Raw genomic sequence first — 24176 nt, forward strand, 5'->3', positions numbered from 1 at the left:
AAGTCTCGCGCCGCGCGGCTACTCGAAGGTTTCGGGCTCGATTTTCGGCCCGCCATGGGCCACCCGCCAGCCCCACCGCAGGACCACAAGCCCCACCCCGGTAAAGCCCAGACCGGGCAGGATGATGATCAGGCCAAAGGCCGCCAGCGCCCCCGGGTTCGCCACGCTGCCCATCGCGCCAAGCGTCGCATTCACCGTGCAGGCGCCGCAGGCCAGGGCCCAGAGCGCCCCGATCGTCATCAGCAGATAGCCGGCCATCCGCCGCAGCGCCGACTGGGCCGAGCCGGAATCGCCCCGCCCGGGCGAGAGCCAGCCGGTCAGGTCCTGGCGTTCGTCGCCGTCCTCCATGCCGCCGCCGCTCAGCCCTTGCGGCGGCCGGCGATGGCGCGGCCGACGGCGTAGATTCCCCAGCCGATGGCGATCCCGATTCCGCCCGGGATCAGGATCGTGGCCAGCAGGCCCGCCAGTTCGCCCGCCGTGGCATGGCCCAGGGCGTCCGGAAGCGCATAGGCCAGGGCCAGGGCGGTGCAGGCGCCGCTGAGCAGAAGCCAAAGCACGCCGATCGCCACGACGATCCAGCCGGCCAGCCGCCGCAGCGGGTCGATATGCTTGTTGGCGACGTCGTTCATCGGTGCTGTCCCCGCTTCAGGGCCGCCGCGCCGGGCGCGCCGGGGCGGTAGAAGGTGTTGTAGGTGTCGAAGGGGATGATCCGCCCGTCGGTCTCGACGAAGTGGACGCAGGAGCGCTTGACCGTCCCCAGGTCGAAATTGAAGCGGTCCAGGAACTGCGAGATCACCACCCGGAAGGTGTGCTCATAGGCCAGGCTCTGCGGAACGGCCGCCTCGGGCAGGCAACAGAGCAGGTTGGCCAGCTTGTCGGACGTGTCAGCCTGGGCGGTCGACAGGCTCATCAGCTCGAACACCCGCTGCTGAAGTTCCGGATAGCCCTCGAAGGTGACGGTGTTCGGCGCGGCGGCGACGAACAGTTCGCGCGGGAAGAGGGCGGTGATCGGCGAGACCTGATCGCCGTTCCTCAGGCCGTAGCCGATGCAGATCTGGTCGGGATTGCAGGGCAGGGGAATCAGGTCCTCCAGCCCAAAGACGCCCGCCTCGGCGATCCGCCGGCGGATCTGCGACAGCAGCGCCCGATGGCGCGAGGGATCGAAGCCTTCGTTGCGGCCGGCGTCCTGGATCGGTTGGAAGGTGACGCCCCGCACGCAGCGCCATTGCAGGGCGAAGCGGACGATGTCGGGGATGTCCTGGTCGTTGACCCCGGCCTTCACCGTGACGACCAGCGTGGTCGAGAGGTTGGCCGCTTCCAGCGCCTCCAGCGCCTGGACCCGGACCTTCGACAGGTCGGCGCCGCGGATATCCATCAGCGCCTCGGGCCGCAGGCTGTCGAACTGCAGATAGACCTCGAAACCGGGCGCATAGGCCGCCAGCCTGGCGGCGAACCCCGGCTCGCGGGCGATGCGCAGGCCGTTGGTGTTGATCATCAGGTGGCGGATCGGCCGGGCCTTGGCCGCGTCGAGGATCTCGAAGAACTGGGGATGCAGGGTCGGCTCGCCGCCGGACAGCTGCACCAGGTCCGGCTCGCCCTCCGAGGCGACCAGCGCATCCAGCATGGCCTCGATCTCGGCCAGCGGCCGATGGCCTGTGCGCTTGACCGAGCTGTCGGCGAAACAGACCGGGCAGGTCAGGTTGCAGGCCTCGTTGACCTCGATGATGGCCAGGCAGCTGTGCTGCTCATGGTCGGGGCAGAGGCCGCAGTCATAAGGGCAACCGTGGTCGGTGCGGGTCTGGGGGCTCAACGGCCGGTCGCCGGGCTTGAGCCAGTCCTTGGTCGCCTTCCAGTAGTCCAGGTCGTCGCTGACCAGGGTCTTCTGCACCCCGTGCTCGCGGCAGCGCTTGAGGAAATAGACGTCCTGGCCCTCGGTGATGATCTTGGTGGGGACCAGGGCCAGGCAGGTTTCGCACAGGCTCGTGGTCTGGCCGAAGAACAGGTAGGGCGCGACCTTACGGGCCGGCGCCTCGCTCTTCGTCGCGGCGGTCTCTGACCCAGAAGGCAAGTCCATAAGCGGCCAGTCCCAGCGACAACAGGTGAAAGAGGTTAAGCGGTCCCAGCACCGGCGGATAGGGCTTGAGGAACTCCCAGGCGAACCGCTGGACGCCGTAGGCCAGGCACAGGGCGTAGAAGCCGCGCTTCATCGCCCAGGGCGCGCGCCGCTCAAGGCCGATCAGATAGACCGCCAGGAAGGCCGCCATGGCCAGCGACTCGTAGACCTGCACCGGATGGCGCCCGATCCCGTCGCCCAGGTCGACCGCCCAGGGCAGGGCGGTGGGCGAGCCGTAGGTGCGGTCGGCGAGGCCCGTGAACAGGCAGCCCCAGCGCCCGATGACGGCCCCCAGCGCGAACGCCCCGACGAACACGCCGCCGGTCGAGCCGCGAATGCCCCGGACCAGCTTGTAGACCTCCACCGCCGCGATGGCCCCGACCAGCGCCCCGACGATGCTGTGCGACAACGCCGGCGCCGGCCCGCGCAGGGTGTTCAGCGACCCCGCCAGCCACGCCCCCGGCGCCGCCCCGGCGATCAGGGCGGCGAAGTAGCCCGGCCCGGTGGCGGTCGCCAGCCTGAGCGCCGCCTCCCTCAGCCGCCAGCGGTAGAGGCCGTAGCCCAACGCCATGCCGCCACCCCAGCCCAGGACGTCGAACAGCGGGTGAGCCCAGGGGGCGGTGGGGATGTGGATCACCCGGATGGACTTGATGAGGAGGCTGGGGTCGAAGGTTTGGCCAGGCGCCGGACGTCGGCGAGCAGGACGCGCTTGGGGCCTTCGAACCGAATGGCCATCCCGCTGTCGTCGAAGGTCACCCAGTCGCCGTCGATGGGGTAGAGGCCCGAAGAGTCGAAGATTTGCAGGCCTACCGAGCTGTTGGGCCCATCGTCGAACAGATATTCACCGCCTCGCCGACAGCCGGGAATGCTGATGTCCCCCCGGCCTTCAGGGAAAAGTTGTTCGCCAACCGCATAGGCATCGATGCCATAGCCTTTCATCTCCTCGAGAATAACGGCGGCCAATGGCTCACAGCGGGTCACGCGGACCCTCAGCAGGGGCCCGTCGAGTTTGAGATAGTCCGCCAGCGGCAGGCTGTAGAAGACCGGAGCCGCCGGGTCGTTGGCGTAAGCCTCGATGAGGTCGGGTAGGGGGTCGTTGTCGTCCAGAACGTCCGCCAGGAGCGTGACGCCCGCCTCATCCCGCATGACCAGGTAGAGGGGCTCGGTGCGGAAGGCGATCTGGTTGCTGCAATCGCCGGGACCATTGGAAAACCACCCCATCGACCCTGTTCCGCGCCGCCAGAATTCCCGGTCGCCGCGGGCGACGTGAAACAGGCTGAACAGGCTCTCGTTCCAGCGGGTCATCCAGGTGTTCGGGCGGCCACGCCAGAGCATGAGGGTTTCGGCCGGCTGGAAGGCAAATCGCTGAGGCGGGGCGCCCTTGAGGACTCTCACGACCGTGAAGAAATACCGGACGGGACGCAGATCCTCGCCGCTCAGGTTGTCGGGGCCACGAGCGTATTCCGGCGCGTCCGTCTCGGGTCCGTCCACATAATCGGCGCGGGCGATGGCGATGTCGGCCGCCTTGCGCGCCTGCTCCCAGACGTTCGGCATGAGGTAGCGCGCCCGCACATTGTCCTGCTCGATGTTCTCCGGCGTCGGGTAGGTTGGCGTGCAGGCCTTGGCCACTGGCGCGGCGGCGAACAGGAAGGCCAGGGCGGTCAGGCAAGCGAGGGGCGTCAGGCGCATGGCGTCAGCCTCCCGCATGTGGCTGGGTTTGTCACCTGGACGCGCCTCCTCTCCTCGTTAGAGGAGAGGAGTTAGGTGGGCTTCTTCTTCGGCGCGGCCTTCTTCTTCGCAGCCGGCTTTTTCGCCTTCACCGTCTTGGCCGTCATTGCCGCCGGCTTCTTCGCCGCCGCCTTACGAACCGGCTTCTTCTTGCCGCCGCCTTTGGCCTCGCGTTCGGCCAGCAGGGCCACCGCCTCTTCCAGCGTCACGCTCGCCGGGTCCTTGCCCCTCGGCACGTTGGCGTTGGTCGAGCCGTGCTTGATGTAGGGGCCAAAGCGGCCTGACAGCACCCGGATCGGCTCCCCGTCGGCGGGGTGGGCGCCCAGTTCGGCCAGGGCCGTGGCCGCTGCGCGGCCGCCGGCGCCGCGGCCGGCGCGTTTTTCGGCCAGGACCGTGACGGCGCGGTTGAGGCCGACGTCGAAGACCTCGTCCTCGTTCTCCAGGTTGGCGTAGAGGCCGTCGTGCTGGACGTAGGGGCCATAGCGGCCGATCCCGGCCAGGATGGCCTTGCCGTCCTCGGGGTGATTGCCGACCTCGCGGGGCAGGTTGAGCAGCCTAAGGGCCTTGTCGATGTCCATGGTCGCCGGCGGCCAGCCCTTGGGCAGGCTGGCGCGCTTGGGCTTGTCGGCGGCTTCCTCGACATAGGGGCCGAAACGGCCGGCCTTCAGCCAGACCGTCTGCATGGTCTTGGGGTTCACGCCAAGCTCGCGGTCGCCCTCGGCGGCGGCCTCGCCCTCGCCGTCGGGCTGGGCGATGGGGCGGGTGAAGCGGCATTCGGGATAGTTGGAGCAGCCGATGAAGGCCCCGAACTTGCCGGTCTTCAGGGACAGGCGCCCCGTGCCGCAGGTCGGGCAGGTGCGCGGATCGGCGCCGTCTTCCCGGGCCGGGAAGATGTGCGGGCCCAGGCTCTCGTTGAGGGCGTCCAGCACCTGGCTGGTGCGCAGCTCGCCGATGTCGCCCACGGCGCCCTGGAACTGGGTCCAGAACTCGCGCAGCAGCACCTTCCAGTCGAGCTTGCCGTCGCTGACCAGGTCGAGCTTTTCCTCTAGCGCGGCGGTGAAGTCGTACTCGACGTAGCGCTTGAAGAACTCTTCCAGGAAGGCGGTGACCAGCCGGCCCTTGTCCTCGGGAATGAAGCGGTTCTTGTCCATGCGGACATAGGCGCGATCGCGCAGCACGGTCAGGATCGAGGCGTAGGTCGAGGGCCGGCCGATGCCCAGCTCCTCCATCTTCTTGACGAGGCTGGCTTCCGAGTAGCGCGGGGGCGGCTCGGTGAAGTGCTGGTCGGCTCTGGCGGCGATCACCCGGGCGTCGGCGCCCTCGCGGATGATCGGCAGGCGGGCCGAATCCTCGTCGTCGGCGTCGTCGCGGCCTTCCTCATAGACGCTGAGATAGCCGGGGAAGAGGACCACCTGGCCGGTGGCGCGCAGGGCGGTGCGGCCGTCGCTGCTGTCCAGTTCGACAGACGTGCGCTCGATGCGAGCGGCTTCCATCTGCGAGGCGATCATCCGCTTCCAGATCAGCTCGTAGAGCCGGCCAAGGTCGCCCTCCAGCCGCATCGAGCCGGGATTGCGGCCCAGCGCCGTGGGGCGGATGGCCTCGTGGGCCTCCTGAGCGTTCTTGGCCTTGGTCTTGTAGAGCCGGGCCGTCTCGGGGACGTATTCCTGGCCGTAGAGGCCCTTGATGACCGCCCGCGCCTCATCCAGCGCCTCGGGCGTGGTCTGCACGCCGTCGGTCCGCATGTAGGTGATCAGGCCGACGGTCTCGCCGCCGATGTCGATGCCCTCATACAGCTTCTGGGCGGCCTGCATGGTGCGCTGGGCCGAGAAGCCCAGCTTGCGGCTGGCTTCCTGCTGCAGGGTCGAGGTGGTGAAGGGCGGGGGCGGGGTGCGCCGGGCCGGCTTCTTCTCGACCGAGGTCACCTTGAAGGTCGCGGCCTGCACGGCGGCCTTGGCGGCGGCGGCGGTCTCTTCATTGCCCAGGTCGAACTTGGTGAGGCGCTTGCCCTCGTGTTTGACCAGCCGGCCCAGGAAGGGCTCGGCGCCGGCCGAGACGTCGGCCTCGACGGTCCAGTATTCCTGGGTCTTGAAGCGCTCGATCTCGATCTCGCGGTCGACGATCAGCCGCAGCGACACCGACTGCACCCGGCCCGCCGAGCGCGAGCCCGGCAGCTTGCGCCACAGCACAGGCGAGAGGGTGAAGCCGACCAGATAGTCCAGGGCCCGCCGCGCCAGGTAGGCGTCGACCAGCTCCATGTCGATCTGGCGCGGATTGGCCATGGCCTCGAGCACCGAGGACTTGGTGATGGCGTTGAAGGTGACCCGCTGGATCTCGGCGCCCTTGGTCGCCTTCTTGCGGTTCAGCACTTCCAGCACGTGCCAGCTGATCGCCTCGCCCTCGCGGTCGGGGTCGGTGGCCAGGATGATCTTCTCGGCGCCCTTGGCGGCCTCGGCGATGGCCGACAGGTGCTTGGCCCCCTTGGCGTCGACCTCCCAGCTCATGGCGAAGTCTTCGTCGGGGCGGACCGAGCCGTCCTTGGAGGGCAGGTCGCGGACGTGGCCGTACGACGCCAACACCGTAAAGCCCGGGCCGAGGTATTTGTTGATGGTCTTGGCCTTGGCGGGGCTCTCAACGATGACGAGGTTCATGCAGTCCGGCGGTCTCTATGACGGTGCGTCGGCGGGAAATTCGCCGATCGAGCGAGGCCGGAAAGTGGGGGTGGGGTAGGGGCTCTGTCAACGGATAGCCGGACAGATGCCCAACAGGCGTCGAAACGCCGCCCCCTTTTCAAGGGGGCGGCGCCTTTTTGGGAGGCGGGATCGCCGATGATCAGATCTGGGCTTCGAAGCCCGTCACGGGTTGGCCAAGGTCGGCGCCATGGGGCGGCAGGACGGGGCCGTCGTCTTCCTTTTCCATGCCGCCGCCGGCGACCGGGGTCAGGCCGATCTTGCGCTGAATCTGGTCCATGCGGTTGTGGGCCGAGACCATTTCCGAATGGGCCTGGCCCAGGGTGGCCATGGCGGCGGCCACCCGCCTCATCGCCGGCTCGGCGACGGTCGAGGCCACCTTCAGCTGCAGCTGGGCCAGCACCATGACCTCCATGAGCTTGGCGGCCTTGGCCATGCTCTGGGCGATGGCCAGCTCGGCCTCGACCAGATGGTCGGCGACGTCTTGAGCGATGATCTGTCTGTTCATGGAACCCTCCCGAAATGAGGAGTCCAGTGGCGACCCGGTTTGGGGATTAACCCAACCCGTTAGTGTACGGGACCGCGCGGCAACGGCTCCGATTCCGGGGGTTCGGCGGGCGGCCCGTAGGTGCGCCAGATCACCCCGGCCCCCAGCATGGCCAACTGTGCGTAGGCGAGGATGGCGGTGGCGTCGGCGTAGCTCTTGCGCGGCAGGAGCTGGACCGAGACCTGGCTCAGGTCGAGGAGCAGGATGATCGCCTCCACCGCCAGCATGCCCAGGAACCAGGGGCGGCGGCAGCGCCAGACGATCCAGGCCATTGCCGTCAGCAGCAAGGCGTCGTTCAGCGTGATGGTGATCAGGGGATAGAAGTCGTGCAGCAGGCGCTGCAGCGTGGTGGTGAGCAGCGAGTTGAGGATCATCAGCCCCCCCGCATAGCGCTCGAATCGCCGCCCGCTGGCGATCGCATAGGAGGTGATCAAAAGCAGGATCAGATAGTAGGCGATCAGCGACATGCCGGGGCGGCCCTTCCAAATTGTCGCGGACGGCGGGAAATTCCCATTTCCGTCCGCCAAGGTTCATAACCTGTGCTACCTATAGCGCGAAGGTCGCATCTATTCTTGTGACAAGGGAGGGGGTCATCAGTCTGAGCATGAACCGTGACTTCCACCGCGCTGTTCGGTCGCAGGTGGACGCCCTGGTGGACCGCTACGGTCCAGAGAAGGCGTTCGAGGAGGCGCGCCGTCGCCGCCTGGCTCTGCCCAAGGGGCCGACCCGCACCTTTGCCTACAGCGTGGAACTGGTGGCCGCCGAGGTCGCCGGAGTCTCGATCGACAATCCCAAGGCCAAGCCGCTGGGGCCGGAAGGGCCGCTGTGGTTCCTGCCCTTCGTCAGCCAGGAGCGGCTGGACGCCGTGCAGGCCTTCTGGGGCCGGCTGGCCGAACGGCTGGGCCTGCCCTCCGCGCCCGACCCCACGCCCCTGGCCCGGGCCTTCACCACCGGCGAGGCCGGACCCAGCCCCCTGACCGAGCGCCAGCTGGAATGCCTGCGCTGGGCGGCCCAGGGCAAGAGCAGCTGGGACATCGCCGCCATCGTGGGCCTCAGCCCCCGCACCGTCGACGAGCATCTGGACAACGCCTGCCGCCGCCTGGGGGTCAAACGGCGCACCCAGGCGGCCATTATCGCCATGCGCGACGGGCTGCTCTAGAGCACGTCAGGCGGAAGTGACCGCCGGTTCCGCCGCCCGACGTGCTCTAAACTCTGGACTCTTTCAGAGCCCGTCATTTGCCCGTACGTTGAGCGGGAAATGGGTTCGACTTGACCGAGTGTGGATATTTCGAACAATAAATAGTCTGCAATTTCAGGGTTTTGACTAGGCCGCGCCACCCCCGTACCCCGTACGGGTGGCGCCCCCCGTAGACTTACGGGACCCCCCTCCCAGCGGATTCGATGATCCTTATCCACAGTCGGAAAAGGGGACGTATTCCATGTTGGACGCTGTGGCGCAGATCAAAGGGTTTGACGACGAACTGGAGCTCGACGGCCTCGACCGGGTCGACTTCAACAACCCGGAACGCCGCCTGCTCAACCGCTATTTCCGCCTGCTCAGCCGCGAGGATGTCCGCGCCCGCGTGCCGCCGGCCAAGCTCTACTATGCCGCCGCCAGCGCGGTGGAATGCCTGCGCGACGGCCGCCAGGACATCTCGCTCTGCCGCCGCAACGGCGGCACGGACGCCGAGATCGCGCGCTGCAAGGAAGTCACCAAGCAGGACGCGCATTTCTATCTGGAACTCGCCCGCGGCTGGATGCGCCGCCCGCCGGTGCTGAGCGTGGTGGTCTCCGCCTAACCGCTCACCACCAACCCGCCGGGCATCAGCTCGGCCCGGCCGGCCAGCGACAGTTCCAGCAGGGCGGCCATCACCTCGCCGACCGGGGCGCCGGTGACGCGGACCAGTTCGTCTCGGGTGACGGGCGTGGGCGACAGCAGGCCTTCCAGCTGATCGCGCAGGGCCCGGGACGGCTCGTCGGCGAACGGGGCCGGCGGGTCGCGTTCGCTCTCGCCCAGGCCCGGCAGGGTGTCGAGCAGCCGCAGCACGTCGTCCGCGCCTTCACAGATGGCCGCGCCCTGCCGCAGCAGGTTGTTGGTTCCGCGCGAGCGGGGATCGAGCGGCGATCCTGGCACGGCCAGGACGTCGCGGCCCTGCTCGGCCGCCAGGCGGGCGGTGATCAGCGAGCCTGACTTCAGCTCCGCCTCGACCACCACCACGGCCCGGCTGAGGCCCGAGATGATGCGGTTGCGGCGCGGGAAGTCACGGGCCTGGGCGCGATAGCTGGGCGGGCATTCGGAGACCACGCAGCCTTCCACGGCAAGCCGTTCGTAAAGCCCCCGGTTTTCCGGCGGATAGACGTCGCCGACGCCGCCCCCCAGCACCGCCACCGCGCCGGTCGCCAGGGATCCCTCATGCGCCGCCGCGTCGATGCCCCGCGCCATGCCGGAGACCACCAGCCGGCCGGCGGCGCCCAGGTCGCGGGCCAGATCCCGGGCGAACCTCTGGCCGGCCGCCGAGGCGATGCGGGCCCCGACGATGGCGATCCCGGGCCGCTCCAGCAGCTCGGCCCGGCCCAGCGCCCAGATCAGCGGCGGCGGCGGGTCCAGCACCGCCAGCAGATGCGGAAAGCCCGGCTCGACACAGGCGATCAGCCGCGCCCCCAGCCGCCGGCCGGCCTCGAGTTCGGCCTCGATATGGGCCGGGGAGGGGGTGCCCAGCGGCGCCGCCCGGCCGGCGCGACGGGCCAGGGCGGGCAGGGCTTCCAGCGCCTTGCCAGCGTCGCCGTGGCGGGCGATCAGCTGGTCGAAGGCCACCGCCCCGATGGTTTCGGTCCGCGCCAGCCGCAGCCAGTCGCGGCGCTGATCGTCGGTGAGGCTGCGCCGCATCTAGGCGGTGGGCGCGGCGTCCTTGCCGCCCCCGATGCGCGGCTCCTCGCCCTTGAGCAGGCGGCGGATGTTCTCATGGTGGCGGATGAAGATCAGCACCGCCATGACCGTGGTCAGCACGACGACCGGATACTTGTAATGGCCCGCCACGCCCAGCCCATCGGTGGCGAAGGCGAACAGCGGGGCCAGGGCCGCCGCCGTCAGCGCCGCCAGCGAGGAGAGGCGGAAGAGGGCCGCCATGGCCAGCCAGGTCAGGCCCGCCAGCACGCCCACAGGCCAGGCGATGGCGAACAGCACGCCGTAGAAGGTGGCCACGCCCTTGCCGCCCTTGAACTTCAGCCAGACCGGGAACAGGTGGCCGACAAAGGCCGCCCCGCCCGCCAGCGCCATGGCCGGGGCGGTCCAGTGGGTGATGAGGCCGGCCAGCAGCACGGCCGCCGCCCCCTTCAGCGCATCGCCCGCCAGGGTGATGGCCGCCAGATCCTTGCGGCCGGTGCGCAGGACATTGGTCGCCCCGATATTGCCCGAGCCGATCTGCCGGATATCGCCGGCCCCGCCCAGCCTGGTGGCGATCATCCCAAAGGGAATGGAGCCCAGCAGATAGCCGCCCAGGACGATCAGTCCCAGGGTCGCTAGGGCGATACCGGCCAATGATTCCAAGATGCGCCCTCCCGGCGTTTCTGGCCGCCAGGGTTGTCTGGTGAGGGAAGCGGGGTCAAGCCCTTCCCCCGCTACTCCGTCGCCCGGTGCACGATCCGCCCGTCGACCAGGGTCATCAGCACCTGGCCCTGCAGGCGCCGGCCATCGAAGGGCGAGTTCTTGGATTTCGAGATCAGCCTGTCGGCGTCGACGATCAGCGGGGCGCCCAGGTCGCAGAGCACCAGGTCGGCCGGGGCGCCGGCGGTCAGCCGGCCGGTCTTCAGGCCGATCAGTTGGGCGGGAGCCAGGGTGGCGGCGCGGATCAGCTTGACCAGCGGGATGCGCTCGTCGTGGTGGAAGGCCAGCAGGGCCGGCAGCAGGGTCTCCAGCCCGATGGCGCCCGGCGCGGCCTCGTCGAAGGGCAGGCGCTTGTCCTCGGCGGGGGCGGGGGTGTGGGCCGAGACCACCACGTCGATCAGCCCCTCGGCCAGGCCGTCGATCAGGGCCTGGCGGTCATCCTCATGGCGCAGGGGCGGGTCGAGGCGGGCAAAGGTGCGGTAGTCGCCGATGTCCAGCTCGTTGAAGCTGAGATGGTTGATCGAGGCGCTGGCCCAGACCCGGACGCCGCGGTCCTTGCCGCGCCTCAGGCTCTCCAGCCCCGCCGCGCAGGTGATCTGGTCGGCCAGCAGCCGCGCGCCGGTCAGTTCGCAGAGGGCCAGGTCGCGCTCCAGCATGATCTGTTCGGCGACGGTGGGGACCGACGGCAGGCCCAGCCGGGCGGCGAACTCGCCCTCGGTGGCGGCGGCGCCTTCGGACAGCCAGGGGTCGGCCGGGCGGTGGGCGACCAGCACCCCGAAGCTGGCGGCGTAGCTCAGCAGCCGCCGCATGACCTTGGAATCGACGATCGGCCGGTCGACGTCGGTGACATAGACGCAGCCGGCCTCGCGCATCAGGCCAATCTCGGCCATCTGCTGGCCCTTCAGCCCCTTGGTCGCCGCCCCGGCGGGATAGACGTGCACCAGTTCCACGTCGCGGGCCCTGCGCAGGATGAAGTCCACCACCGCGGGGTCATCCACCGCCGGGTCGGTGTCGGGCTGCACGACGATGGAGGTCACCCCGCCGGCCGCGGCGGCCTGGGCGGCGGACTTCAGGGTCTCCTTGGTCTCGGCGCCGGGCTCGCCGGTCTTGACGCGCAGGTCGACCAGGCCGGGCGCCAGCATGGCGCCGTTGCAGTCGATGACCTGAAGATCCTCCGACAAGCCCTGGAAATCGCTCCCCTTGCGGACCTCGGCGATGGAACCCTGGGCGACCACCAGCCCGCCGGGGCCGTCATAGCCGCTCTCGGGATCGACCAGCCGGGCGTTGATGAAGGCCTGGGGCCGGGGCTTGCTCAAGGCCGGTTCTCCAGCCGCGCGGCCAGCGAGGCCAGCACCGCCATCCGGGCGGCGACGCCCATCTCGACCTGGTTCTGGATCAGGCTGATGTTCGGATCGTCGGCGACGTCGGAATCGATCTCCACGCCGCGGTTCATCGGGCCGGGATGCATGACCTTGGCCCCCGGCGCCGCGGCGGCCAGCTTCTCGCGGTCCAGGCCCCAGAAGCGGAAATACTCCCGGGCCGAGGGGACCAGCGCCCCCTGCATCCGCTCCAGCTGCAGGCGCAGCATCATCACCACATCGACCCCGGCGATGCCGCTGCGCAGGTCGTGATGAATCTCGGCGCCCCAGCGGTCGGCCCCGGCGGGAATGAGCGTCGGCGGCCCGACCAGGCGCACGGTCGCCCCCAGGGTGTTGAGCAGGCTGACATTCGAGCGCGCCACCCGGCTGTGCATGACATCGCCGCAGATAGCCACGGTCAGGCCAGACACCCGCCCGAACGCCCGCCGCATGGAGAGGGCGTCCAACAGGGCCTGGGTCGGATGCTCATGCTGGCCATCGCCGGCGTTGATGACGCTGCAGCCGACCTTCTGCGACAGCAGCGAGGCGGCGCCGGAGGAGGCGTGGCGCACCACCAGCAGGTCCGGCTGCATGGCGTTGAGCGTCACCGCCGTGTCGATCAGGGTCTCGCCCTTGCTCATCGAGGAGGAGCGGGGGCTCATATTGACCACGTCCGCACCCAGCCGCTTGCCGGCCAACTCGAAGCTGGACTGGGTCCGGGTCGAGGCCTCGAAGAACAGGTTCATCACCGTTCGGCCCTTGAGCAGGTCCAGCTTCTTGGAGGTCTGGCGGTTCAGGTCGACGAAGCCGTCGGCCAGCTCCAGCAGCTCGGCGGCCTGGACGGCGTTGAGATCGGCGGCGGAAATGAAATGACGGTGCGGGAAGGGGAAGGTCCGGGCGCGGACGTCTTCAAGACCCAGGGCTGTCGTCATGAGCCGCCGTCATAGGCGAGGGGAGGGGAGTCGTCGAGCCCCCTCAGGAACGCATCCGATCCAGCGCTCCCTGCAGGATCCACCCTGCCGCCATCCGGTCGACCACCTCGCCTCGCCGTTTCCGCGTCGCGTCGTGCTCGTCGATCAGCACCCGGTTGACCGCCGCGCTGGACAGCCGCTCGTCCCAGAAGGCGATGGGCAGGTCCCGCAGCCGCAGCAGGTTCCTCCCGAACGCCCGCACCGACTGGCAGCGCGGGCCTTCCGTGCCGTCCATGTTGACGGGCAGGCCGATGATGATCCCCACCGCCCCCCGGCCCTCCATCAGCTTGAACAGGGCGTTGGCGTCGTCGGTGAACTTGGTCCTGCGGATCGTTTCCAGAGGCGTCGCGACCGTGCGGGTGACATCGCTCATCGCCACGCCGATGGTCTTTTCGCCCAGATCCAGCCCGGCCAGGGCCGCGTAGGGCGAAAGTTGCGCCGAAAGCTCGGAAATATCGAAGACCGCCATGCCTTTGGCGGCTACGCGCCGCGAGAGTGCTTGTCAAAGAGAGGTTGGGGCGGGTAACCCCAGCCCCGAACGTAACAGGAGGCCGCCATGGCCATCGACGCCGAGACGGTGCGCAAGGTCGCACGCCTCGCCCGCATCGCCGAACCCGAGGAGCGCCTGGCGCCGCTGGCCCAGGAGCTGGACGCCATCATGCAGTGGATCGAACAGCTGCAGGAGGTCGATACCGACGGGGTCGAGCCGATGACCTCGGTGGTCGCCCGCGCCCTGCCGCTGCGCGACGATGTCGTGGTGGACGGCGGCGACCCGGCCCGCGTGCTGGCCAACGCGCCCCGCACGACCGACGGCTTCTTCATCGTGCCCAAGGTGGTGGAATAGTCATGTCCAAGCTCACCGCCCTGACCCTGAAGGCCGCCCTGGACGGCCTGAAAGCCCGCGACTTCTCCGCCGTCGAGATCACCCAGGCTCACGTGGAGGCCGTCGAGGCCGCCCGCACCCTCAACGCCTTCGTCCTGGAGACCCCGGAAAAGGCCATCGAGATGGCCAAGGCCTCCGACGCCCGCATCGCCGCCGGGACCGCCGGCCCGCTGGAAGGCGCGCCGCTTGGCATCAAGGACCTGTTCTGCACGCAGGGCGTCCGCGCCACCGCCGCCTCGAAGATCCTGGGCGAGTTCAAGCCGAACTATGAGTCCACCGTCACCAGCCACCTGTGGCGCGACGGGGCGGTGATGCTGGGCAAGCTGAACATGGATGAGTTCGCCATGGGCTCGTCCAACGAGACCAGCGCCTTCGGGCCCGTGGTCAACCCCTGGAAGGCCCGCGGCGGCAACCAGAGCCTGACCCCCGGCGGCTCGTCGGGCGGTTCGGCCGCGGCGGTCGCGGCGGACCTCTGCCTGGGCGCCACCGCCACCGACACCGGCGGCTCCATCCGCCAGCCGGCCGCCTTCACCGGCACGGTGGGGATCAAGCCGACCTATGGCCGCTGCTCGCGCTGGGGCGTGGTGGCCTTCGCCTCCTCGCTCGACCAGGCCGGCCCGATCGCCAAGACGGTCGAGGACGCCGCCATCCTGCTGACCTCGATGTCGGGCCATGACGCCAAGGACTCCACCAGCCTGGACGAGCCGGTGCCGGACTTCGCCAGCTTCGTCGGCAAGTCGATCAAGGGCCTGCGGGTCGGGGTGCCCAAGGAATACCGGGTCGACGGCATGCCGGCCGAGATCGAGAAGCTGTGGGCCGACGGCGTCGAATGGCTCAAGGCCGCCGGCTGCGAGATCGTCGAGGTCTCGCTGCCCCATACCAAATACGCCCTGCCGGCCTACTACATCGTCGCCCCGGCCGAGGCCTCCTCGAACCTGGCCCGCTATGACGGCATGCGCTACGGCCTGCGCGTCCCGGGCGCCAACCTGACCCAGACCTATGAGCAGACCCGGGCCCAGGGCTTCGGGGCCGAGGTCAAGCGCCGCATCCTGATCGGCACCTATGTGCTGTCGGCCGGCTATTACGACGCCTACTACCTCAAGGCCCAGCGGGTGCGCCGGCGCATCGCCGATGACTTCGACCAGGCCTGGCGGACCTGCGACGTCCTGCTGACCCCGACCGCGCCGTCGGCGGCCTTCGCGCTGGGCGAGCGGATGGCCGATCCGGTGGCGATGTATCTCAACGACGTCTTCACGGTGACCACCAACCTGGCCGGCCTCCCGTCGATCAGCATCCCCGCGGGCCTGGACGCGCAAGGCCTGCCGTTGGGCCTGCAGCTGATCGGCCGGGCGCTGGACGAGGGGACGGTGTTCTCGGTGGCCGGCGCCATCGAGGACGCGGCGGGGTTCCGGTCGAAGGCCGAACGGTGGTGGTAGGGCGCTAGGCGACCCGACGCTCAGCCTGGGGTCCGGTCAGGACCTCCAGCGCCGCGAACAGCTCCGCCGCCGCGATGGGCTTGGAAATGTGGTTGTCGGCGCCGGCGGCCTGACTCGCCGCCAGGTGTTCGGCCAGCGCATTGGCCGAGACCATGATCACCGGCGTGCGGGGCAGGTTTCTGGCCAGCTCCTCCGCGCGGATGGCCCGGGTGGCGGCCAGGCCGTCCAGAACGGGCATCTGCATATCCATCAGCACGACGTCGAACCGGCCCGAGCGCCAGGCTTCCAGCCCGGCCTGACCGTCGTCGGCGCAGGTCACTTCGCAGCCCGCGCCGCCGAGCAGCAGTTCCAGCACGCGGCGATTGGTGGGGTGATCGTCGACGACCAACACGCTGAGGCCCGAGGGCGCGTCCGAGACTTCCTGGTCCGCATCCGGCGCGCCCGCATCGGCCTCGGCGTCGGGCAGGGGCAGGACCAGGGTGAAGGCCGAGCCCATGCCGGGCTGCGACCGGCAGTCCAGCGTCCCGCCCAGCAGCCGGACCAGTTCCTGCGAGATGGACAGGCCCAGGCCGCTGCCCCCGAACTGGCGGGTGACCGAGCTGTCGGCCTGTTCGAAGCGCTGGAACAGCCGCGCGCGGGTCTGGGCGTCGAAGCCCAGGCCCGTGTCGAGCACCCGGAAACGCACGCCGCTTTCGGTGTCCCGCACGGTCAGCCGCACCGAGCCAACCTCGGTGAACTTGACCGCGTTGGAGAGCAGGTTGCCGAGGATCTGCTTCAGCCGCATCGGATCGCCGGTCACCAGCCGTTCCATCCCGGCCGGCAGGTCCAGCGCGAAGGTCAGGCCCTTTTCCTTGGCCTTGGTCTCGAAGAGGCCGGCGACCGACCGGACGGTCTCACCCAGCGGGAAGGCCTCGCTGGCGGTTTCCATGCGACCGGTCTCGACCCGGGCCAGGTCCAGGATGTCGCTGAGCAGGCGGTTCAAGGTATCGCCCGACGAGCGGATGATGCCGACCAGTTCCTGCTGGTTCGGGTTGAGGCTGTCCTGGGCCAGCAGGTCGGCCACGGCCAGGACGCCGTTCAGGGGGGTGCGGATTTCATGGCTCATATTGGCCAGGAATTCGCTCTTGGCGCGGCTGGCGGCGATGGCGGCGTCGCGGGCGGCGGCCAGGGCGTCGGCGTGTTCGCGCTGGGCGGTGATGTCGGAGATGATCAGCACCGGCCCGCCGTCGGCGGTGGGATTGGCCTGGACCCGCATCCAGCGGCCGTCCGGCCACTGCGCTTCGCGGTCCACGGCTGTGTGGCGCACGTCGGCCAGGGCCTGCTTGACCGGGCCGTCCGTCCGGGTTCCGGCCTGGCTCAGAAGTTCGGCCATGGTCTGGCCGGCCTCGGGCTCGGCGCCGGCGGCCCGGGCGATTTCGGTGAAGGGGCGGTTCCAGACCACCAGGCGGTCCTGCCGGTCGAAGATGGCCAGGCCTGAGGTCAGGCCGTCCAGCGAGGTGCGCAGGCCCAGCAACGTCGCCACCTGGCTGCGGCCCTCGACCCAGAGCAGGGCGAGGGCGGCGCCCAGCATCAGCATCGAGAAGCCGGCGACGATCACCGCCAGCCCCCCACGGTCGATGATCTGGCCGGCCATGGCCTTGGCGCCGTTGGGGACCACCACCACGGCGGTCATGGCGGTGAAGTGCAGGGCTACGATGGCGGCGACGAAGATTCCGGAACTGGCCAGCCAGCGCCAGCGGCCGCGGCCCTTCTTGGTTTTGGCCTTGGCGACGAAGAAGGCCAGCGCCGCCAGCCCGGCGGCGGCGGCGAGGGAGGCGGCGACATAGCCCGGCCGCCAGATCAGGTCGGCCGACAGCCGCAGCGCCGTCATGCCGACGAAATGCATGATCGCGATGCCCAGGCCCGCGGCGCCGCCGGCCAGCGGCGCGGCCCAGCGGCCGGCCAGGCTGTTGGTCAGGGCGAAGGCTCCGGTCAGGGCCGCGGCCGCTAGCACCAGCGACAGCACCGTGCCCAGCGGGTCGTAGCCCATGGCCAGGTCGGGCTGGTAGGCCAGCATGGCGATGAAATGGGTGGCCCAGATGCCGCCGCCGGCCAGCAGTCCGGCCAGCCCGGTCCAGCCGCGCCGCACCGCGCCGGAGGCCTGGGCGGCCCGGCTGTTCAGGTGGAAGGCCGTGCCGATCGCCACGACGCAGATCGCCGCGGCCAGCAAAACCAGCCACGGGTTATGATCCTGCGTCACGCAAAGAAGAACGGCCAGCAAGTCCAACTCCCCGGATAACAGCGTCCATTATCGGCCAAGAAGGTTACCGGTTTCGGTTGCTTGGGCATTTTCGGCCGCGACCGGGGCGATCCGTCGCGCTGGGCGCTTCCGTTGATCGCCCCTGCGGGCTAGGAAGACGCCCATGACCGCTACCGACACCAAGACCATCGCCGGCCGCACCGGCCCCTGGGAAATCGTCCTCGGCCTCGAGGTCCACGCCCAGGTGTCCTCGCAGTCCAAGCTGTTCTCGTCCGCCAAGGTCGGCTTCGGCGCCGGCCCCAACCAGCAGGTCAGCCTGGTCGACGCCGCCATGCCCGGCATGCTGCCGGTGCTCAACCGCTATTGCGTCGAGCAGGCGGTGAAGACCGGTCTGGCCCTCAAGGCCCAGATCAATCTGAAGAGCCGGTTCGACCGCAAGAACTACTTCTATCCCGACCTGCCGCAGGGCTATCAGATCAGCCAGTTCGACCAGCCCATCGTCGGCGAGGGCGAGGTGGTCGTCGAGCATGACAACGGCGAGACCTTCACGGTCCGCATCGAGCGGCTGCACCTGGAGCAGGACGCGGGCAAGATGATCCATGACCTGGATCCGAACGCCACCTATCTCGATCTGAACCGGGCCGGCACCGCCCTGATGGAGATCGTCTCCAAGCCCGACATGCGCAGCTCGGACGAGGCGGTGGCCTATGTGAAGAAGCTGCGGGCCATCCTGATCGCCGTCGGCAGCTGCGACGGCGACATGGAGAAGGGCAACCTGCGCGCCGACGTCAACGTCTCGGTCTGCCGGCCGGGCGCCTACGAGAAGTTCCGCGAAACCGGCAGCTTCAAGCACCTGGGCACGCGCTGCGAGATCAAGAACGTCAACTCCAACCGCTACATCCAGCAGGCCATCGAGTACGAGGCCCGCCGGCAGATCGAGATCCTCGAGGACGGCGGCAAGATCGACCAGGAGACCCGGCTGTTCGATCCGGGCAAGGGCGAGACCCGCTCCATGCGCTCGAAGGAAGAGGCCAACGACTACCGCTACTTCCCCGACCCCGACCTGCTGCCGCTGATTCTGGATCCGGCCTGGGTCAAGGAACTGGAGGCGGGCCTGCCCGAACTGCCCGACGCCAAGAAGGCCCGGCTGCAGAGCCAGTACGGCCTCTCGCCCTACGACGCCGGTGTGCTGATCGCCGACGCCGCCCGCGCCAGCTTCTTCGAGCAGGCGGCGGTGGGCCGGGACGCCAAGCTGGTGGCCAACTGGACCATCAACGACCTGCTGGGGCGCCTGGCCAAGGACGGCCACGACATCGCCGACTCGCCCATCCCGCCGGCCGACATCGCCGGCCTGGTCAAGCTGATCGAGGCGGGGACCATCTCCTCCAAGATCGCCCGCCAGGTCTTCGACCACATGTGGGCCGGGGAGGGGGCGCCGGCCGCCATCGTCGAGAAGCACGGCCTGGTCCAGGTCAGCGACACCGGCGCCATCGAGGCGGTGATCGACAGGCTGATCGCCGCCAACCCCGGCCAGGCCGAGGCGGTGAAAGCAAAACCGCAAGCCATCGGCTGGTTCGTGGGCCAGGTGATGAAGGAGATGGCCGGCAAGGCCAATCCGGGCTCGGTCAACGCCATCCTGAAGGCCAAGCTCGGCGTCGAGTAGGCGGGCCCTACTTCTTGAGCGAGAAGCCGGGCTGAAGGCCGGGGCAGGCGGCGTCGCAGGCCTCCTTGTCGGACAGCTTGTCGCCGATGAAACCGCTCTGGCTGAACAGCCAGATCCAGCGGCCATCGCGCTTTTCGAACACGTCGACCCAGGCGAAGGTCCCGCTGATGTCCCGGCCGTCGAAGGCGCCGGTCGAGCTGTTGACGCCCTCGACGATCGCCGTCGAGCCGAAGATGCGGATCGTGAAGGGGCGGAAGTCGGTCGAGGCGATGACCAGCTTGTCCGAGCGGATGGTCATCAGGACCTGCTCTTTCGACGCGCCCCAGTCGCGCCGCGCGGGATCGGTGAAGCGAAAGCCCGCGTCCATGATCCCGGCCATGCGCTCGATCGTGGCCGGGTCCTTGGTGATCTGCATGTTGGCGAAGTCGTATTCGATCTTGGCCAGCGCCTCTTCATCGGGACCGGCGAAGACGGGGCCACAGACGCCCAGCACGCAAAGCATCAAGGCCGCGGCCATGGCCCGCCCCAGTCGAGAAATCATGATCAACTCCTGCCCGCCGATCGGTCCGGCCAGTCTGACCGGGCGCGCCCGATGTGTAAATCCGGCGGGGCCTAGAGAATCCAGCCCCCGCTATCGCCGGTGACGTTGCCGGCGATGGTCATGCGGTAGTCGGCCCGCCCGTCCCCATCGACGTCGAGGGCCAGCAGAGTGTTGCCGCCCGACAGGGTCAGGGTCATCTCGCCGGCATGCCTGGTGAAGCCGCCGACCAGGTGGAAGGCGTCGTCGGCCCCGGTGGAGATGTCCGCGTCGATGGCCGACAGGTCCAGTCTGTCGCTCTGGGCGGCGATCAGGTCGTTGACAGTGTCGGTCTCGACCGCCCCGCTGGTGCGGATCGAGGCGGCGGTCACCACGAAGGTGTCGGCCCCCGCGCCGCCGACCAGGATGTCCGCGCCCGCGCCGCCGATCAGAATGTCGTTGCCGTTACCGGCCTTGATGACATCGTCTCCGGCCCCGCCGTCCAGGCTGTTGTTACCCCCATTGCCGGTGAGGGTGTTGGCCAGGGCGTTGCCGGTCCCGTCGATATTGCCCGAGCCATCCTGGATGAGGATTTCGATGTTGGCGCCCAGCGTCCAGGTCACGGCGGCGTGGACGATATCCGAGCCCTGGCCGCTGGCCTCGACCGTCGTGTCGCCAGCGTCGTCGACATAGAAACAGTCATCCCCCAAACCGCCGGTCATGGCGTCGGCGCCCAGGCCGCCGGTCAGCATGTCGTTGCCGTCTCCGCCGGTCAGGCTGTCATTGTTGTCGCCGCCGTTGAGCTGGTCGTTGCCGGCGCCGCCATCCATCGTGTCGATGCCGGCGCCGCCGTCCAGGATGTCGTTGCCGATCCCGCCGGCCAGGATGTCGTCGCCGTTGCCGCCGTCGAGGCGGTCGGCGCCATCGCCGCCATCCAGGTTGTCGGCTCCGTCCTGGCCCAGCAGCTGGTCCGCCCCGACGCCGCCCAGGACGATATCGGCCCCCAGGCCGGCCTTGATCAGGTCGTCGCCGTCCCCGCCGTCCAGGCTGTTGGCGCCGGCGTTGCCCATGAGGGTGTTGGCGGCGGCGTTGCCCGAGCCGTTGATGTCGCCCGAGCCGTCCAGGATCAGGGTCTCGATGTTGGCGCTGAGGGTCCAGTTCACCGTGGTGTGGACGACGTCGGTCCCCGCGCCGCCGGTTTCGACCGTCGTGTCGCTGGCGTTGTCGACATAGTAGCAGTCGTCGCCGGCCCCGCCGCTCATCGCGTCGGCCCCGGTTCCGCCGTCCAGCACGTCGCCGTTGGCGCCGCCGTCCAGGGTGTCGGTTCCGCCCTCGCCGTAGAGCAGGTCGACGCCGTTGCCGCCGGTCAGGCTGTCGGTCCCGCCGCCGGCGTTGATAGTGTCGTTGCCGTCGCCGCCGTCCAGGCTGTTGGCGCCGCTGTTGCCGGTCATGGCGTTGGCGGCGCTGTTGCCCGTGCCGTTGATGTTGCCCGAGCCGTCGAGGATCAGTTGTTCGGTGTTGGCCACAAGGGTCCAGCTGATCGTCGTGTGGACGGTGTCATAGCCTTCGCCGCCGTTTTCCACCGTCGTGTCGCCGGCGTTGTCGACATAGTAGGTGTCGTCGCCCGTCCCGCCGCTCATCGCGTCGGCGCCCGCGGCCCCGTTCAGCGTGTCGTTGCCATCGCCCGCCGACAGGGTGTCGTTGAGGCCCGCGCCGTCCAGGATGTTGTCGCCGCTGTCCCCGCTCAGCACGATCGGGTCGGCCTCGGCGGTGACATTGATGGTGATGGTTCTGGTATGGCCCAGCGTGTACCGGGTCACCGCGCTGAACATGTCTCCGACCAGCAGGTCCAGGTCGCCGTCGCCGTCCAGATCGCCGACGGTCGGCGCCGAGTTGAAGTCGACTCCGATGTTCCTGAAGGGATTGTCCGTCCCGGTCACCTCGACGAAGTCGGGGTTGGCCGCCGTGCCGATGTTGAGCAGGTAGCGGATCTGTCCATAGTCCGCGCCCGAGATCAGATCGAAGTCGCCGTCGCCGTCCACATCGAACAGCACCGGGGTGCTGCGGTTGGCCTGAGATATCTGCGGCACGATGCCGTCGAAGGGATTGTCGGCGCCGGTGCGCTGCACGAAGTTCGGCGTCGTGTCGGACCCGACATTCTCGGCATAGCCGAACTGGCCATCGATGCCGCCCAACACCAGATCGAGATCGCCGTCATTGTCCAGGTCGGCGAAGGTGGGAGAGGCGAAATCGGCCGCCGGAACGATGGTGTCGAAGGGATTGTCCACGCCTGTCCTGGCGGTGAAGGCCGGCGTCTGGGCCGAGCCGGTGTTCTCGAAATAGAACAGGCCGCCGTAATAGTCCCCGACCAGCAGGTCCTGATCGCCGTCCCGGTCGATATCGATGAAGCTCGGCGCGCCGAGATAGCCGCTGAACAGCCCGTCCAGCGGATTGTCCGAGCCGGTCTGCTCGACGAAGTCGGGCGAGAGCGACGAGCCGCCGTTGACGAAATACTTCAGGCCGGTGGCGTCGTAGCTGCCCAGAACCAGATCGAGATCGCCATCGCCGTCCATATCGACCAGGGCGGGGCGGGCGAAGCCGTCGCTGGTGACGCCGGTCAGGACCGTCCCGCTGCCGAGCACCGGGTCTTGCAGCAGGTGGTGGCCGGCCGCGTCGTTGACCGAGAGGACCAGGTTGCGGCTGGCCGTCGGGGTGTCGCTGACATTGGCGTAGGCCAGGCGCTGGATGAGGGCGTCGATCGTCGCGCCGGTCGCCGCGGCGTTGAAGGTGACGGTGAAGTCCGCGCCGGTCCCGCCGCTTACCGCGCCGATGACCACGCCCGCCCCCGCGCCCGCGCCGTCGGCGTCATAATAGAGGCTGCCGGCGGTCACATAGATGGTCGCGCTGTTGGAGACCGACACCCGGTCCTCGGCCAGCAGGCCGCTGACCGTGAGGCTGCCGCCGTTGAAGTCGTTGTCGGCGTCGCTGAACACCACGTTGGCGTCGATGATCTGGGCGGCCGCATTGACGGTGTTCTCGAGGAAGGTGGCGCTGCTCCGCACGCCGGTCAGGCTGGGGCTGGCATGCCCCGCCAGGCTGGCCGCCTCGCGCTCGGCGGTGATGTTAATGGTGATAAGCTGGCCGATGGTGGTCGGGAACAGGAACAGGTCGCCGAAATAGTCGCCGGCCGCCAGGTCGAGGTCGCCGTCGTTGTCCAGGTCTCCGACCGTGGGGGCCGCGCGGTAATAGACCGCGTAGCCGTCCAGCGGGTTGGCGGCGCCGGTCCGTTCGACAAAGACGGGACTGGCGGCCGAGCCGGTGTTCTCCAGATAGCGGAACTGCCCATAGTCGGCGCCCGTGATCAGGTCGAAGTCGCCGTCGCCGTCGACGTCGATCAGGACCGGGGCGGAGTTTGTCTCCTGCGGCCCCACCGGGATGCCGTCGAAGGGATTGTCGCCGCCGGTCCGCAGGAGGAAGTCCGGATTGAGGCTGGAGCCGACATTCTCGGCATATTTGAACAGGCCGTCGGCGCCGCCGATGACCAGGTCCAGGTCGCCGTCGTTGTCCAGGTCGGCGAAGGCGGGCGAGGCGTGGCCCTCGGCCGCGCCGAGGGAGTCGAACGGATTGTCGGCGGCGGTCCGGGCGGTGAACACCGCAGCCTGGGCCGACCCGGTATTCTCGAAATAGGCGAGCACGCCCCAGGCGTCCCCGACCAGCAGGTCCAGGTCGCCGTCCGCATCGATGTCGGCGAGCGCCGGGGAGGCGTCGATGTCGATCGGCAGGCCGTCGCCGGGGTTGGCCGCGCCGGTGCGCTCGACGAAGGTCGCCGTTACGGCTGTGCCGGTGTTCTCGAAATACCTCAGGCCCGGGCCGCTGCCCACCAGCAGGTCCAGGTCGCCATCGCCGTCCAGGTCGGCGAGCACCGGCCTGGCCAGGTTGTCGACCACAACGTCGGCGGAGAGCGTGGGGGCGCTCCAGATCGGTCCCTGGTCCAGGCGGTGGCCGGCCGCGTCGGTGACCGAGATCGCCAGGCTGTGGCTGGCCGTCGGCGTGTCGCTGACATTGGCGTAGGTCAGGTTCTGGATCAGGGCGTCGACCGCCGCGCTGGTCGCCGAGCCGTTGAAGGTCACCTTGAGGGCCGAGCCGACCCCGCCGCTCACCACGCCGATGAGAACGGCCGCTCCGGCGCCTGCGCCATCGGCGTCGTAGTAGAGGTTGCCGGCGGTGACGTAGATCACCGTCCCGTTGGCGATGGCGACCCGGTCCTCGGCCAGCAGGCCGTTGACGATCAGCCGTCCCCCCGCGAAGTCGTCGTCCGTGTCGGAGAAGGTGACGTCCGCGTCCAGCAGCTGCGGCGTGGCGTTGACGGTGTTTTCAAGAAAGGTGACGTCGGTCGCAAGACCGCTCAAAGCCGGACTGGCCACTTGGAT

General features: G+C 69.1%; 21 protein-coding genes. 5 read left to right on the top strand and 16 right to left on the bottom strand.

Annotated features, from left to right (window positions below):
• Positions 1-18 precede the first annotated feature (18 nt).
• The 8 genes from QO010_RS09365 to QO010_RS09400 form a co-directional block, all read right to left on the bottom strand.
• Complete coding sequence (locus QO010_RS09365) at positions 19-348, bottom strand: hypothetical protein (protein WP_307348490.1); 330 nt, start codon at positions 346-348, stop codon at positions 19-21.
• 11 nt (positions 349-359) lie between these two features.
• On the bottom strand, positions 360-629 hold the full coding sequence (locus tag QO010_RS09370; RefSeq protein ID WP_307348491.1) for a hypothetical protein: 270 nt from the start codon (positions 627-629) through the stop codon (positions 360-362).
• Positions 626-2074, bottom strand: a complete 1449-nt coding sequence (locus QO010_RS09375; RefSeq protein WP_307348492.1) for a radical SAM protein — start codon at positions 2072-2074, stop codon at positions 626-628. The genes QO010_RS09370 and QO010_RS09375 overlap by 4 nt, the downstream gene beginning before the upstream one ends.
• Positions 2016-2750 (bottom strand): prolipoprotein diacylglyceryl transferase, encoded by a 735-nt coding sequence (locus QO010_RS09380; protein ID WP_307348493.1) that lies wholly within the window; start codon positions 2748-2750, stop codon positions 2016-2018. The genes QO010_RS09375 and QO010_RS09380 overlap by 59 nt, the downstream gene beginning before the upstream one ends.
• Complete coding sequence (locus QO010_RS09385; protein WP_307348494.1) at positions 2747-3802, bottom strand: hypothetical protein; 1056 nt, start codon at positions 3800-3802, stop codon at positions 2747-2749. The genes QO010_RS09380 and QO010_RS09385 overlap by 4 nt, the downstream gene beginning before the upstream one ends.
• Positions 3803-3873: 71 nt before the next feature.
• Positions 3874-6489: a type I DNA topoisomerase gene (gene topA / locus QO010_RS09390; RefSeq protein WP_307348495.1), complete on the bottom strand. Its 2616-nt coding sequence runs from the start codon at positions 6487-6489 to the stop codon at positions 3874-3876.
• 181 nt (positions 6490-6670) lie between these two features.
• Positions 6671-7036: a hypothetical protein gene (locus tag QO010_RS09395; protein WP_307348496.1), complete on the bottom strand. Its 366-nt coding sequence runs from the start codon at positions 7034-7036 to the stop codon at positions 6671-6673.
• Positions 7037-7095: 59 nt separating this feature from the next.
• On the bottom strand, positions 7096-7542 hold the full coding sequence (locus QO010_RS09400; RefSeq protein ID WP_307348497.1) for a hypothetical protein: 447 nt from the start codon (positions 7540-7542) through the stop codon (positions 7096-7098).
• A gap of 137 nt (positions 7543-7679) precedes the next feature.
• On the opposite strand from QO010_RS09400, the gene QO010_RS09405 reads away from it, so the two are divergent.
• Together QO010_RS09405 and QO010_RS09410 are read left to right on the top strand one after the other, a co-directional pair.
• Entirely contained in the window at positions 7680-8234 is a 555-nt protein-coding gene (locus tag QO010_RS09405; RefSeq protein WP_307348499.1) for a helix-turn-helix transcriptional regulator, read from the top strand.
• Positions 8235-8514: 280 nt separating this feature from the next.
• Positions 8515-8874 (top strand): hypothetical protein, encoded by a 360-nt coding sequence (locus QO010_RS09410; RefSeq protein WP_307348500.1) that lies wholly within the window; start codon positions 8515-8517, stop codon positions 8872-8874.
• On the opposite strand, the gene dprA is transcribed toward QO010_RS09410, so the two are convergent.
• The 5 genes from dprA to ruvX form a co-directional block, all read right to left on the bottom strand.
• Positions 8871-9962 carry a DNA-processing protein DprA gene (gene dprA, locus QO010_RS09415; RefSeq protein ID WP_307348501.1) on the bottom strand — a complete coding sequence of 364 codons (1092 nt, stop codon included), beginning with the start codon at positions 9960-9962 and terminating at the stop codon, positions 8871-8873. The genes QO010_RS09410 and dprA overlap by 4 nt on opposite strands.
• A complete protein-coding gene (gene plsY / locus QO010_RS09420) occupies positions 9963-10622 on the bottom strand; it encodes a glycerol-3-phosphate 1-O-acyltransferase PlsY (protein ID WP_307348502.1) in 660 nt (219 codons plus the stop codon).
• 71 nt (positions 10623-10693) lie between these two features.
• Entirely contained in the window at positions 10694-11995 is a 1302-nt protein-coding gene (gene pyrC, locus QO010_RS09425) for a dihydroorotase (RefSeq protein ID WP_307348503.1), read from the bottom strand.
• Positions 11992-12969 carry an aspartate carbamoyltransferase catalytic subunit gene (locus QO010_RS09430; RefSeq protein ID WP_307348505.1) on the bottom strand — a complete coding sequence of 326 codons (978 nt, stop codon included), beginning with the start codon at positions 12967-12969 and terminating at the stop codon, positions 11992-11994. The genes pyrC and QO010_RS09430 overlap by 4 nt, the downstream gene beginning before the upstream one ends.
• A 43-nt stretch (positions 12970-13012) precedes the next feature.
• Entirely contained in the window at positions 13013-13477 is a 465-nt protein-coding gene (ruvX, locus tag QO010_RS09435) for a Holliday junction resolvase RuvX (RefSeq protein WP_307348508.1), read from the bottom strand.
• 87 nt (positions 13478-13564) lie between these two features.
• On the opposite strand from ruvX, the gene gatC reads away from it, so the two are divergent.
• Positions 13565-13852 carry an Asp-tRNA(Asn)/Glu-tRNA(Gln) amidotransferase subunit GatC gene (gene gatC, locus QO010_RS09440; RefSeq protein WP_307348510.1) on the top strand — a complete coding sequence of 96 codons (288 nt, stop codon included), beginning with the start codon at positions 13565-13567 and terminating at the stop codon, positions 13850-13852.
• 2 nt (positions 13853-13854) lie between these two features.
• Positions 13855-15327 (top strand): Asp-tRNA(Asn)/Glu-tRNA(Gln) amidotransferase subunit GatA, encoded by a 1473-nt coding sequence (gatA, locus tag QO010_RS09445; RefSeq protein ID WP_307348512.1) that lies wholly within the window; start codon positions 13855-13857, stop codon positions 15325-15327.
• A 4-nt stretch (positions 15328-15331) separates the two neighbouring features.
• Here gatA and QO010_RS09450 read toward each other — a convergent pair whose 3' ends face one another.
• On the bottom strand, positions 15332-17566 hold the full coding sequence (locus tag QO010_RS09450) for an MHYT domain-containing protein (RefSeq protein WP_307348514.1): 2235 nt from the start codon (positions 17564-17566) through the stop codon (positions 15332-15334).
• 163 nt (positions 17567-17729) lie between these two features.
• On the opposite strand from QO010_RS09450, the gene gatB reads away from it, so the two are divergent.
• Positions 17730-19229, top strand: a complete 1500-nt coding sequence (gene gatB, locus QO010_RS09455; protein WP_307348516.1) for an Asp-tRNA(Asn)/Glu-tRNA(Gln) amidotransferase subunit GatB — start codon at positions 17730-17732, stop codon at positions 19227-19229.
• A gap of 7 nt (positions 19230-19236) precedes the next feature.
• Here gatB and QO010_RS09460 read toward each other — a convergent pair whose 3' ends face one another.
• A complete protein-coding gene (locus QO010_RS09460; RefSeq protein WP_307348517.1) occupies positions 19237-19770 on the bottom strand; it encodes a nuclear transport factor 2 family protein in 534 nt (177 codons plus the stop codon).
• A gap of 71 nt (positions 19771-19841) precedes the next feature.
• Entirely contained in the window at positions 19842-24155 is a 4314-nt protein-coding gene (locus tag QO010_RS09465; RefSeq protein WP_307348519.1) for an FG-GAP-like repeat-containing protein, read from the bottom strand.
• Between the last annotated feature and the right edge of the window lie 21 nt (positions 24156-24176).

It is taken from the genome of Caulobacter ginsengisoli, from assembly GCF_030814835.1.
In the GTDB taxonomy this organism is placed as follows: domain Bacteria; phylum Pseudomonadota; class Alphaproteobacteria; order Caulobacterales; family Caulobacteraceae; genus Caulobacter; species Caulobacter ginsengisoli.